The organism is Streptomyces olivaceus (genome assembly GCF_000721235.1).
Lineage (GTDB): Bacteria > Actinomycetota > Actinomycetes > Streptomycetales > Streptomycetaceae > Streptomyces > Streptomyces olivaceus.
In genome coordinates, this window is sequence record NZ_JOFH01000014.1 from 218,388 (window position 1) to 230,772 (window position 12,385).

The following is a 12,385-nucleotide window of genomic DNA, read 5'->3' on the forward strand; positions in this document are numbered from 1 at the left end:
CGGTCTGACGACCACAGTGGCGCCCGTCACTACTGTCGTGAAGGTGACTGTGATCGCGACCGAAAGCCTGAGCAAGCGGTTCCCCCGGGTGACCGCGCTCGACCGGCTCTCCGTGGACATCGGACCCGGTGTGACCGGACTCGTCGGTGCCAATGGCGCCGGCAAGTCCACTCTGATCAAGATCCTGCTGGGTCTGTCTCCCGCCACCGAGGGGCGAGCCGAAGTGCTCGGTCTCGATGTCGCCTCCAAGGGCGCCGACATCCGCGAGCGGGTCGGCTACATGCCGGAGCACGACTGCCTGCCACCCGACGTCTCGGCCACCGAGTTCGTCGTCCACATGGCACGCATGTCCGGCCTGCCGCCCACCGCGGCCCGCGAGCGCACGGCCGACACCCTGCGCCACGTCGGCCTGTACGAGGAGCGCTACCGGCCGATCGGGGGCTACTCGACCGGCATGAAGCAGCGCGTGAAGCTCGCGCAGGCCCTGGTCCACGACCCCCAGCTGGTCTTCCTCGACGAGCCGACCAACGGCCTCGACCCCGTCGGCCGCGACGAGATGCTCGGCCTCATCCGCCGCATCCACACCGACTTCGGGATCTCCGTCCTGGTCACCTCCCACCTGCTGGGCGAGTTGGAACGCACCTGCGACCACGTCGTGGTCGTCGACGGCGGCAAGCTGCTGCGCTCCAGCTCCACCACGGACTTCACCCAGTCCACGACCACCCTCGCGATCGAGGTCACCGACACCGACGAGCACCCCGACGGCACCCGCGCGGTGCGCGACGCGCTCGACGCGCGCGGGGTGGCCGTCCAGGACGGCAGCGGCCTGCCCGGCGCCGGGCACGTCCTGCTGCTCACCTCGGCGGGCGAGGAGACCTACGACCTGGTCCGCGACGTCATAGCCGACCTCGGCCTCGGCCTGGTCCGCATGGAGCAGCGCCGGCACCACATCTCGGAGGTCTTCACGGACAGCGACGCACAACGGAAGGAGGCGGTCGGCCATGGCAGCTGAACAGCCCACAGCCACGGTCCCGGGTGACCAGACCCGCATCCACAACATCGGCTACCGCAATTACGACGGCCCCCGCCTCGGCCGCGCCTATGCCCGCCGCTCGCTGTACTCGCAGTCGTTGCGCGGCTCCTACGGCCTGGGCCGCTCGGCCAAGTCCAAGGTGCTGCCGATGCTGCTGTTCGTGGTGATGTGCCTGCCGGCGGCCATCATGGTCGCCGTCGCCGTCGCCACGAAGGCCAACGACCTGCCTCTGGACTACACGCGCTACGCGATCGTCATGCAGGCCGTCATCAGCCTCTACGTCGCTTCCCAGGCCCCCCAGTCCGTCTCGCGCGACCTGCGTTTCAAGACCGTGCCGCTGTACTTCTCACGGCCGATCGAGACCGGCGACTACGTCCGCGCCAAGTACGCGTCGCTGGCCTCGGCCCTCTTCATCCTCACCGCCGCCCCCCTGCTGGTGCTCTACGTGGGCGCGCTGCTAGCCAAGCTCGACTTCGCGGACCAGACCAAGGGGTTCGCTCAGGGACTGGTCTCCGTGGCACTGCTCTCGCTGCTCTTCGCCGGTCTCGGCCTCGTCATCGCCTCGGTCACCCCGCGCCGCGGCTTCGGCATCGCGGCCGTCATCGCCGTCCTGACCATCAGCTACGGCGCTGTCTCCACGCTCCAGGCCATCGCGGAGGTCCAGTCCGGCTCCGGAGCCGTCTCCTGGATCGGCCTGTTCTCGCCGATCACCCTCATCGACGGAGTGGCGGCGGCCTTCCTGGGCGCCACCTCCGCCTTCCCCGGCGGGGTGGGCCCGGGCAACGGGGAGGGCGCGGTCTACGTCCTCGTCACCCTCGGCCTGATCGCCGGCGCCTACGGCCTGCTGATGCGCCGCTACCAGAAGGTGGGACTGTGACCACGCTGAACATCGACCACGTCTCCCGCTGGTTCGGCAACGTGGTCGCAGTCAACGACATCACCATGACGATCGGTCCCGGCGTCACCGGCCTGCTCGGCCCGAACGGCGCGGGAAAGTCCACCCTCATCAACATGATGGGCGGCTTCCTCGCCCCCTCCACCGGCAGTGTCACCCTCGACGGACAAGCGGTCTGGCGCAACGAGTCCATCTACCGGCACATCGGCATCGTCCCCGAGCGCGAGGCGATGTACGACTTCCTCACCGGCCGCGAGTTCGTCCTCGCCAACGCGGAACTGCACGGCCTGGGCGCCAGGGCGGCCGACGAGGCGCTCGCCACGGTCGAGATGGCCCACGCCCAGGACCGCAAGATCGCCACGTACTCCAAGGGCATGCGCCAGCGCGTGAAGATGGCCTCCGCCCTGGTCCACCAGCCCTCGCTGCTGCTGCTCGACGAACCGTTCAACGGCATGGACCCGCGCCAGCGCATGCAGCTGATGGATCTGCTGCGGCGCATGGGCGACGAGGGGCGCACGGTGCTGTTCTCCTCGCACATCCTCGAAGAGGTCGAACAGCTGGCCTGGCACATCGAGGTCATCGTCGCCGGACGCCACGCGGCCAGCGGCGACTTCCGCAAGATCCGCCGCCTGATGACCGACCGGCCGCACCGCTACCTGGTGCGTTCCAGCGACGACCGGGCCCTCGCCGCGGCGCTGATCGCCGACCCGTCGACGTCCGGCATCGAGGTCGATCTCGCCGAGGGAGCCCTGCGCATCCAGGCCGTCGACTTCGGCCGTTTCACGGCCCTGCTGCCGAAGGTCGCCCGCGACCACGGCATCCGGCTGCTCACGGTCTCGCCGTCCGACGAGTCCCTCGAGTCCGTCTTCTCGTATCTCGTCGCGGCGTAGGAGGCCGAAGAATGTACGACCCCACAGTCGCCCGGCTCACCTACCGGGCCCTGCTCGGCCGCCGCCGGGCCCTCATCCTGGGCGCGCTCCCCCTGCTGCTGCTCGTCATCGCCGTGGCGGTGCGCGTCCTCGCCGGAGCCGACGACCAGACCACCGCCGACGTGCTGGGCGGGTTCGCCCTCGCCACCATGGTGCCGATCATCGGCGTCATCGCCGGCACCGGCGCCATCGGCCCCGAGATCGACGACGGCTCGGTGGTGTATCTGCTGTCCAAGCCGATCAAGCGTCCGACGATCATCTTCACCAAGCTGATCGTCGCCATAGCCGTGACGATGGTCTTCTCCGCCGTGCCGACGCTGCTCGCCGGCCTGATCCTCAACGGCAACGGCCAGCAGGTCGCCGTCGCCTACACGATCGCCGCGCTGGTCGCCTCCATCGCCTACGCCGCGCTGTTCCTGCTCCTCGGCACGGTCTCCCGGCACGCGGTGGTCTTCGGGCTCGTCTACGCGCTGGTCTGGGAGGCGCTGTTCGGCTCCCTGGTGCCGGGCGCCCGCACGCTCAGCGTCCAGCAGTGGTCGCTCGCGGTGGCCCAGAAGGTCGCCGACGGCAACCTGGTGACCTCCGACGTCGGCCTGCCGACCGCGACGGTGCTGCTCGCCGGGGTGACCGTGTTGGCGACCTGGTACGCCGGCCAGAAGCTGCGGTCGCTGACGCTCGCCGGGGAGGAGTGAGGCGGACCCCGGTCGACGTCCGCCGCGTGGGGAGCGGGTCCCGGCACTGACGGGGCCTTCACCCGCGCTCCGGCACACTGGGAACGACGACCCACGCGTACGCACACACCACCGACAAGCACGTACGGAGACCACGAGGACGCGAGGCTGGGAGGAACCTGATGACGGGCCACACACCCCGGCAGGACCGGCAGGGACAGCCGGAGGACCGCACCACGGAACCCACGGACGCCGCCCGGGACGCCTCCTGGGACGACCTCGTCCTGGACGAGGAGTTCGTGCGCGAGGCGGGGACCTCCGAGCCGTCGGCCCGCGCCCGGATGCTCGCCGCCCGGTGGCGCCGCGAGCGGCCCGAGCCGCAGCCTTGGCGCTCGGACGAGCCGCCCGCGGGCTGGTTCTTCAGCAAGGGCCGCCGACGGCGCAGGTGGCGTCGGGGCTGACGCGGCGTACGTCCGCTTTTATTCAGTGGCGCCCGACCTGTGACGGCGGCACTGTGGTGGATGCACGAGGCCGGACGGCGCCGGCGCGACGGGCGGCCGCTTCGAGCACGCGGGACGCCTCGCGTGGGCCGACCGACGGGGACGTCGGCGCCGTCCGGACCGTGCACCCGACCGGGACGGGGCCCGGAGCACCGGAAGCACCGGCCCGCGTCGCGGAGCCGGCCGGCGTCAGGCCGCCAGCCGCTCCAGCACCACCGCGATGCCGTCCTCGTCGTTGGAGGACGTCACCTCGTCGGCCACCGCCTTCAGCTCCTCGTGGGCATTGGCCATCGCCACGCCCCTGGCGGCCCAGCCGAACATCGGGACGTCGTTGGGCATGTCGCCGAAGGCGATCGTGTCCGCGGACTTCAGACCGAGCCGGCGTGCCGCCAGTGAGAGGCCGGTCGCCTTGGACAGACCGAGGGGGAGCAGCTCGACCACACCCGCGCCGGCCATGGTCACCGTGACGAAGCCGCCCGCGGTGCGCCGGGCCGCTTCGGCCAGGGCGTCGTCCGACAGGGTCGGATGCTGGATGTAGATCTTGTTCAGCGGAGCCGACCACAGGTCCGAGGCATCGGTGAAGGGTACGGCGGGGAGATCGCCCCCGACCTCGTAGCCCGGGCCGACGAGCACGTCGCCGTCCAGACCGTCGCGGCTCGCGGCCAGGTACAGCGGGCCGGTCTCCGCCTCGATCTTGGCCAGCGCCACCCCGGCCAGCTGCCGGTCCAGCGTGACCGAGGTCAGCAGCCGGTGTTCGCCGGCGTGGTAGACCTGCGCGCCCTGACCGCAGACGGCCAGCCCGTCGTAACCGAGGTCGTCGAGGATGTACCGGGTCCACGGCACCGCGCGGCCGGTGACCACGATGTGGGCCGCGCCCGCCGCGGTGGCGGCGGCGAGCGCGTCCCGGGTGCGCTGCGAGACCGTGTCGTCGCCGCGCAGCAGCGTGCCGTCGAGGTCCGTCGCGATCAGCCGGTACGGGAAGGAGCCGGCCCGGGCGGCGTCGGAGGCGGAGCCGGTCACTTGGCCACCGGCTCCAGGACCTCCCGGCCCCCCAGGAACGGGCGCAGCGCCTCCGGCACGCGGACCGACCCGTCGGCCTGCTGGTGGTTCTCCAGGATCGCCACGATCGTGCGCGGAACGGCGCACAGCGTGCCGTTGAGCGTGGCCAGCGGACGCACCTTCTTGTCCTCGCGGACCCGGATCGACAGCCTCCGGGACTGGAACTCGGTGCAGTCCGAGGTGGAGGTCAGCTCGCGGTACTTGCCCTGGGTCGGGATCCACGCCTCGCAGTCGAACTTGCGCGCGGCCGAGGAGCCCAGGTCGGCGGAGGCCACGTCGATCACCCGGAACGGCAGCTCCAGCGAGGTCAGCCACTGCTTCTCCCACTCCAGCAGGCGCTGGTGCTCGGCCTGCGCGTCCTCGGGCAGGACGTAGGAGAACATCTCGACCTTGTCGAACTGGTGCACACGGAAGATGCCCCGGGTGTCCTTGCCGTGCGAGCCCGCCTCGCGGCGGAAGCACGGCGAGAAACCGGCGTAGCGCAGCGGCAGCCGGTCGGCGTCGAGGATCTCGTCCATGTGGTACGCGGCCAGCGGCACCTCGGACGTTCCGACCAGGTAGAGGTCGTCCTTGTCGAGGTGGTAGACGTCCTGGGCGGCCTGGCCGAGGAAGCCGGTGCCCGCCATCGACTGCGGACGCACCAGCGCCGGCGTCAGTATCGGGGTGAAGCCGGCCGCCGTGGCCTGTGCGATCGCCGCGTTGACGAGGGCCAGTTCCAGGAGCGCGCCGACGCCGGTGAGGAAGTAGAAGCGCGAGCCGGAGACCTTGGCGCCGCGCTCCACGTCGATGGCGCCGAGCAGCTGGCCCAGCTCCAGGTGGTCGCGGGGCTCGAAGCCCTCGGCCGCGAAGTCGCGGTGCGTGCCGTGCGTCTCCAGCGTGACGAAGTCCTCCTCGCCGCCGACGGGGACCTCGGGGTGGACGAGGTTCCCGAGCCGCTGGAGCAGCTCCTGGGTCTCGGTGTCGGCGGCGTCGCGCTCGGCGTCGGCGGCCTTGACGTCGGTCTTCAGCTGTTCGGCCCGCTTGAGCAGCTCGGCCTTCTCGTCGCCGGCGGCCCTGCCGATCAGCTTGCCGAGGCCCTTCTGCTCGGCGCGCAGCTCGTCGAAGCGGACGCCGGACGACCTGCGCCGTTCGTCGGCTGACAGGAGGGAGTCGACGAGCGCGACATCCTCTCCACGGGCACGCTGCGAGGCGCGCACACGGTCGGGGTCCTCACGGAGCAGGCGAAGGTCAATCACACGGCCAAGGCTACCGGGGCGCGGTGACGTGTCTCGACCCACTATTGCCGCACGGGGAATGGTGTTCCGTTATGTGTGCATTGCCCCATGCGTTCCTCATGGCCCTGTGCGTCAAGGAAAGCGGGTCGAATCCCTGGAACGAGGCAGAATGCGGACGAGGAGTTGACCGTATCGCCTTGCGGAGAACGGGACTTGACGGTGCGTTGTCCACAGGAATCCACAGCTCGGGAAAGTTATCCACAGGCTGTGTGAAAGATCTGTGGATCGATGGAAGTGATCATTCCTGATTCCGGGAGTCCGCTCGACCAAACCCTTCACGACCCCACTTTCGAGTGGAAACGGGGCGTCCGGTGTCACTCCGGAGTATGGAGGGCGAGAAACAGGTGGACGAAGGGTGACCTGCGGGTCTGTGGAGGACGTAGGGGCTTGTAGGGGGATTTATCGACTGAATGCCCCTTGGCTGTCGACTTGTCCCCAGGTCGAGAAGCAGACCTGTGGATAACTTCTGTGGACAAAGAAAATCAGCAGGTACGACCAGCGTGACGTGCCGAAGGGAGCCGCCCCTCAGAGCGGCTCCGCCGGGGCGACCCGTCAGAAGCGTCCGTCCTGGCAGCGTGCCACCCAGTCCGCGGCCGCCACGAAGTCCGCGTCGGAGGTGCCCGGCCGCTGGGGACCCGGAACCGCAGGCCCGGCCTCGGCCCGCGGGTACGACCCGAGGTAGCGCACCTGGAGGCAGGACCGCTTCAGCCCCATCAGCGTGTCGGCCACCCGGCGGTCGGTGATGTGTCCCTCGGCGTCGATGCAGAAGCAGTAGTTGCCGATCCCGGCGCCGGTGGGACGGGACTGCAGCAGCGTCAGGTTGACGCCCCGGGTGGCGAACTCGCCCAGCAGGTCGCGCAGGCCGCCGGGGTGGTCGTCGCGCTGCCAGAGCACGACGGACGTCTTGTCCGCCCCGGTCGGTGCCGCGGGCCGGGCCGGGCGGCCCACCAGCACGAACCGCGTCTGGGCGTTCTCCGCGTCGTGGATGTCGGCCTCCAGCACCTCCAGGCCGTAGCGTTCCGCGGCGAACTCGCCGGCGAAGGCCGCGTCGTACCGGCCCTCCTGCACCAGGCGGGCGCCGTCCGCGTTCGACGCGGCCGACTCCCAGGCCGCGTCCGGTAGGTGTGCCTTGAGCCAGTTCCGGACCTGGGGCTGGGCGGCCGGGTGGGCGGTGACCGTCTTGATGTCCGACAGCTTGGTGCCCGGCCGGACGAGCAGCGCGAAGGTGATGGACAGCAGCACCTCGCGGTAGATCATGAGCGGCTGGCCGGCGACCAGCTCGTCGAGGGTGGTGGTGATGCCGCCCTCGACGGAGTTCTCGATCGGCACGAAGGCGGCCTCGGCCTCTCCGGTGCGCACCGCGTCGAGTGCGGACTGGACGGAGACGTAGGGGACCAGCTCCCGGGTCGCCGTCTCCGGAAGCGTGCGCAGGGCGACTTCGGTGAAGGTGCCTTCAGGGCCGAGATACGCGTAGCTGGCTGGCATGTCCTCACCCTAATGGGCCCGGAGGGACGCGGCCGACGTGTCTCGTACGCGGCCCTCCCCGGGGTGGTCTCCCGCCGGTTTCACCCCTCCAGGAGGCGCTGCCCCACGTACTCTCCCTCGGCCGCCCCGCCCGGCACCGCGTACAGGCCGCTCGCCTCGTGCCGGATGAACTGCGACAGCGCGTCGCCCCGGTCCAGTTTGCGCTGCACGGGCACGAAGCCCCGCAGCGGATCTGCCTGCCAGCAGATGAAGAGCAGGCCCGCGTCCGGGACGCCGTCGGCGTCGAAGCCGTCGTGGTACGAGAAGGGGCGGCGGACCATGGCCGCGCCCCCGTTCTGGTCGGGGCGGGTGATGCGGGCGTGGGCGTTGATGGGGACGACGAGGCTCCCGGACCCGTCCGTCTTCTCCAGGTCCATCTCGCTGGTCTCGGTGCCTCCGGACAGCGGCGCCCCGTCGGACTTGCGGCGGCCGATGACAGCCTCCTGCGCCTTGAGGGAGAGCTGCTCCCAGTCGTCGAGGAGCATGCGGATGCGGCGTACGACGACGTAGGAGCCGTTCGCCATCCAGGCCGGGGTGTTCGGCCCCGGCTGCCCGGGGACGAAGATCCGGCGGTCGAAGTCGTCCTCGGCGGGCTTGGGGTTGCGCGTGCCGTCGACCTGGCCCATGAGGTTGCGGGCGGTCATGGGGTGGGCGGTGGCTCCCGGCGAGCGGTTGAAGCCGTTCATCTGCCAGCGGACGCGGGCGGCCGACCCGGCGTCCTGCTGGATGGCGCGCAGGGCGTGGAAGGCCACCAGGGCGTCGTCGGCGCCGATCTGCACCCACAGGTCGCCGTCGCTGCGGCTCTTGTCGAGGTGGTCGGAGGAGAAGTCCGGGAGCGGGTCGAGGGCGGCCGGGCGCTGTGCCTCCAGTCCGGTCCGGCCGAAGAAGCTGTGCCCGAATCCGAAGGTCACGGTGAGCGAGGAGGGTCCGGCGTCCCGCGCCACGTCCGTGTCACGGCTTCCGGCCGGCTCGCCCGCCATCAGCCGCCGGGCCGTCTCGGACCACCGGCGCAGCAGCGCGGCGGCCTCCTTGCGCCCGGCTCCCGCGGCGAGGTCGAAGGCGACGAGATGGCCGCGGGCCTGCAGGGACGTGGTGATGCCGGGCTGGTGTTTCACGTGAAACAGTGCCCGCTCGCTGCCGAGCGAGGTGAGGGGCGTGGCCGCCGAGGAGGGCGCGGCGGCATAGCCCGCGGCGGCGCCCGCCGCCCCGAACACGAGTCCGGTGGCACCGGCGGTGCCGAGCAGCCGCCGGCGTGAGAGGCCCCGGCGGTCGTCGTTGTCTCCGGAGTCGTGCGGCCCGGGCCCGCCGGAGGGCGTACGGGAGGCCTCGGAGGGCCGGGCCTGCGGGACGGACTGGTCTGTCATGGTGCGGTTCAGCCGATCTGCGTGTTCTTGGAGACGGTCACCTGGTCGATGTCGGAGGTCCGCACGGTCACGGCGACCTCCCAGTCGCCGGCCACCGGGATCTGCACCCCGCTCGCCGACCAGTGACCGGTGGTGATGTGGTCGGGGGCGACCGGCAGGGGGCCGATGTCCTTCGCCTCCTGGGTCAGTGCGACCTTGACCTCGGGGACGTCTACGGCGGTTCCGTCCGGGCCCTCGACGTAGAGGTGCAGGTCGTTGGCGCCGACCCGGGCGGGGTCCAGCTCGACCCGTACGAGGCCCTTGCCGTCCTGGCCACCGGTGTCGAAGGGCATGTCCAGTGTCACCGCTCCGGTGGAGGGCGTGGACGGGGCGGTGGAGGACGCGCCGGCGGCCGTGGCCTCCTCCTGCGTCCGGCCGGGTTCGGTCTGGGTCAGGACGGTGGTGACGGCGAGCAGGACGACGGCGACTCCCGCCTCGGCGAGCACGGAGCGGCGCAGTGCGAAGCGGTGGGGGTCGGCGTCCCGTTGCCGCTTCTGCCGTGCGGCGTCCACGGCCGCGCGCTGCCTGGCGAGCTGGGCGGCGCGCTGGGACCCCCCGGAGCCCTTCGCGTTCCCGGCCCCCTTCGAGCCCCCGGACGCCTTCGCCCCGGCCTTTTCCCGCTCACCCCCGGCTTTCCCCCGTTGACGTACGACGACGGCCGCCGTGTCCGCGAGCCGGGCCGTCCAGCGCCGCGAGAAGTAGGCGATGCCGACGAGCACCGCCACGAGCGCGATCTTGGCCAGGAGCAGCTGTCCGTACCGGGTGTCGGTGAAGGCGGTCCAGGAACCTAGCTGGCGCCAGGACTGGTAGGTGCCGGTCACCACCAGCGCGACCACGCTGCCGAAGGCGACGGCCGAGAACCGGCGTACGGCGTCGGTGGGGACCGGCGTGTCCGCGGGGCCCCGGTACAGGGCGACCAGCAGTGCGGCGAGTCCGCCGAACCAGGTGGCCACGGCTATCAGGTGCACGACGTCGACCGGCATGGCGAGGCCCGCCTGGAGGCCGACGGAGGCGTGCTCGGACATGGCCCAGGTCGCCGCGAGACCCGCCGCGACGACGGTGCCGCCGACGGCGAGGCCGAAGGTGAGGTCTCGTCTCTCCTCGTCCTCGCGCTTGTCGTAGGCGCCGAAGAGTACGGCCACGAACAGGGCCGCCGCCGCGAGCAGCAGCAGCCGGGAGACCAGCGCGGCGCCCGTCTTGGTCTGCAGCACCTCGCCGAGCAGGCCCAGGTCGAAGACGTCGGCGACCTTCCCGGACCCGGTGTAGGAGCCGCGCAGCAGGAGGAGCAGGAGCGTGGCGGCGGTCAGCGCGAGCCAGCCGGAGACGACGAACCGCTGCACGACCCGGACACCGGAACCGCGGGGCCAGCAGGCGAGGACGAAGGCGGCGCCGCCCACCAGGACGGCGAACCCGGTGTACGACACGTACCGTCCGACGCCGTACAGCCCGCCGATGAACCCGCCGCCCGCCGCCTGCGCGGTGGCGGAGACCGAGGTCTCGGACGGGGCGCCGACGGAGAAGGTGTAGGCGCCGGCCACGGGATGGCTGTCGGCGGAGACGACCTGGTAGGTCACCGTGTACGTGCCGTCGGGCAGTCCGGCGTGCAGCTTCACGGCGTACGTCGTGCCGCCGGTGCCGGTCGGCCCGCCGTCGTCGACCCGCTTGCCCTTGGGGTCAAGGACGCGCACCGAGTCGTCGTCCATGGAGACCGACTCGGAGAAGGTGAGCGACACCTGGGCCGGAGCCCGGTCGACCACCGCCCCCTGCCGGGGGTCGCTGCCGGTGAGCGCGGCGTGCGCGGAGGCGGGTCCGGCACCGGCCAGCAGCGCGCAGGCCGCGGCCAGGAGCAGCAGCACCAGGGTCCGGACGCGCGGGGCGGTGGTCTGCGTCAAGGTGGTCCTCCTTCAGTGTCCGGTGTGTTCGGAGTGCGCGGAGTGCCCGTCGGCGGGCCGGTAGGTGGCCGCCTTCACGGGCAGTTCGACCGTGACGGGGTCGGAGTGGGCGAAGTGCAGCTCGACGGCGACCGACTGCCCCTGCTCCGGCTGCTGCCGCAGCTTCTCGAACATGAGGTGGTTGCCGCCGCTCCTGAACACGAGCTGCCCGTGGGCGGGGACCTCCAGGCGGTCGGCCTCCTTCATGGTCCCGTCCACGGTTTCGTGCAGGGTGACCTCGCCGGCCTCGCTCGTGACGGAGGTCAGTTCGTCCGCCTTGCCGCCCTCGTTGGAGATGGTGAGGAACCCCGCCGCCATCGAGTCGGAGACCGGCTGCGGCATGTAGGCGGCCTCGACCGAGAGTTCGGCGGCGGAGGAAGAGGCGGAGCCGGCTCCGGAGTCCGAGCCCGCGCAGCCCGCGGCGGCCAGCGCGCCGATCGCCGCGAGGACGGCGAGGGCGGGCCGGCGCGTCACGGGTTCTGCCCCTTGATGAGCTTCGGCAGGTCCTTGGTGTAGTCGTCGACGGTGGCGTCCTCGCCGTAGAGGACGTAGCCCGCGTCGGACTTCGGGGAGAAGGCGACGACCTGGGTGCCGTGGGTGGAGACGATCTTGCCGTTCTTGTCCTTGGACGGCGGGTCGATCGAGATGCCGAGGGTGCGGGCGCCGGCCTGGATGGTGTCGAAGTCTCCGGTCAGGCCGACGATCTGCGAGTCGATGCCCTTGAGCCACTTGCCGAGCGCGGCCGGGGTGTCCCGCTCCGGGTCGGTGCTGACGAACACGACCTGCAGCTTGTCCTGCTCGGCCTGGGGCAGCTGCTTCTTGGCCACGGCGATGTTGTTCATGGTCAGCGGGCAGACGTCGGGGCAGTGGGTGTAGCCGAAGTAGACGAGGGTGGGCTTGCCGGCGGTCCGCTCGCGGAGGTCGTACTCCTTGCCCGTGGCGTCGGTGAGCACCAGGTCGGGCTTCTCGAAGGGCTTGTCGAGGACGGTGGCGGCCTGCTGGCTGCTGTCCTCGGAGACCACGGTGACGGGCTTGTCGCTGTCGCCCTCGCCGCCGCAGGCGGACAGGGTGAGGGTGGCGGCGGCGAGCAGGGCGGCCGCGGCGAAGGTCTTGTTGCGCATAGAGGAATGTCCCAGATGTGAAGTGCTCCGGTGCGCGCCGGGCCC

General features: G+C 71.3%; 12 protein-coding genes. 5 read left to right on the top strand and 7 right to left on the bottom strand.

All coding sequences use genetic code 11. From position 1 onward, the window contains the following. The first annotated feature begins 49 nt into the window (after positions 1 to 49). The 5 genes from IG94_RS0116925 to IG94_RS0116945 all read left to right on the top strand — a co-directional run bounded on the left by IG94_RS0116925 (position 50) and on the right by IG94_RS0116945 (position 3,989). Complete coding sequence (locus IG94_RS0116925) at positions 50 to 1,012, top strand: ABC transporter ATP-binding protein (RefSeq protein ID WP_031036732.1); 963 nt, start codon at positions 50 to 52, stop codon at positions 1,010 to 1,012. Next, positions 1,002 to 1,910: an ABC transporter permease gene (locus IG94_RS0116930; protein ID WP_031036736.1), complete on the top strand. Its 909-nt coding sequence runs from the start codon at positions 1,002 to 1,004 to the stop codon at positions 1,908 to 1,910. The genes IG94_RS0116925 and IG94_RS0116930 overlap by 11 nt, the downstream gene beginning before the upstream one ends. After that, on the top strand, positions 1,907 to 2,818 hold the full coding sequence (locus IG94_RS0116935) for an ABC transporter ATP-binding protein (RefSeq protein WP_031036738.1): 912 nt from the start codon (positions 1,907 to 1,909) through the stop codon (positions 2,816 to 2,818). Before IG94_RS0116930 ends, IG94_RS0116935 begins: the two co-directional genes overlap by 4 nt. Positions 2,819 to 2,829: 11 nt before the next feature. Next, positions 2,830 to 3,549: an ABC transporter permease gene (locus IG94_RS0116940; RefSeq protein WP_031036743.1), complete on the top strand. Its 720-nt coding sequence runs from the start codon at positions 2,830 to 2,832 to the stop codon at positions 3,547 to 3,549. A 161-nt stretch (positions 3,550 to 3,710) separates the two neighbouring features. Continuing rightward, positions 3,711 to 3,989, top strand: coding sequence for an SGM_3592 family protein (locus IG94_RS0116945; protein ID WP_031036746.1), 279 nt, complete (start codon positions 3,711 to 3,713; stop codon positions 3,987 to 3,989). A 228-nt stretch (positions 3,990 to 4,217) separates the two neighbouring features. Here the strand turns inward: IG94_RS0116945 and IG94_RS0116950 are convergent, their stop codons facing one another. From IG94_RS0116950 to IG94_RS0116980, 7 genes are all read right to left on the bottom strand, one after another. Continuing rightward, positions 4,218 to 5,048 carry an HAD family hydrolase gene (locus tag IG94_RS0116950; protein WP_031036749.1) on the bottom strand — a complete coding sequence of 277 codons (831 nt, stop codon included), beginning with the start codon at positions 5,046 to 5,048 and terminating at the stop codon, positions 4,218 to 4,220. After that, positions 5,045 to 6,322: a serine--tRNA ligase gene (serS, locus tag IG94_RS0116955; RefSeq protein WP_043483802.1), complete on the bottom strand. Its 1,278-nt coding sequence runs from the start codon at positions 6,320 to 6,322 to the stop codon at positions 5,045 to 5,047. Before serS ends, IG94_RS0116950 begins: the two co-directional genes overlap by 4 nt. 591 nt (positions 6,323 to 6,913) lie before the next feature. Next, entirely contained in the window at positions 6,914 to 7,846 is a 933-nt protein-coding gene (gene pheA / locus IG94_RS0116960; protein ID WP_031036754.1) for a prephenate dehydratase, read from the bottom strand. Between the two features lie 80 nt (positions 7,847 to 7,926). Next, complete coding sequence (gene efeB / locus IG94_RS0116965) at positions 7,927 to 9,249, bottom strand: iron uptake transporter deferrochelatase/peroxidase subunit (RefSeq protein WP_031036757.1); 1,323 nt, start codon at positions 9,247 to 9,249, stop codon at positions 7,927 to 7,929. An 8-nt stretch (positions 9,250 to 9,257) separates the two neighbouring features. Then, a complete protein-coding gene (locus IG94_RS0116970; RefSeq protein ID WP_031036760.1) occupies positions 9,258 to 11,180 on the bottom strand; it encodes a copper resistance CopC/CopD family protein in 1,923 nt (640 codons plus the stop codon). A gap of 12 nt (positions 11,181 to 11,192) precedes the next feature. Then, the gene (locus IG94_RS0116975) at positions 11,193 to 11,693 is read right to left on the bottom strand and encodes a copper chaperone PCu(A)C (RefSeq protein ID WP_031036763.1); all 501 of its coding nucleotides are present in this window, start codon (positions 11,691 to 11,693) and stop codon (positions 11,193 to 11,195) included. Further along, positions 11,690 to 12,340, bottom strand: coding sequence for an SCO family protein (locus IG94_RS0116980; RefSeq protein WP_031036768.1), 651 nt, complete (start codon positions 12,338 to 12,340; stop codon positions 11,690 to 11,692). Before IG94_RS0116980 ends, IG94_RS0116975 begins: the two co-directional genes overlap by 4 nt. Between the last annotated feature and the right edge of the window lie 45 nt (positions 12,341 to 12,385).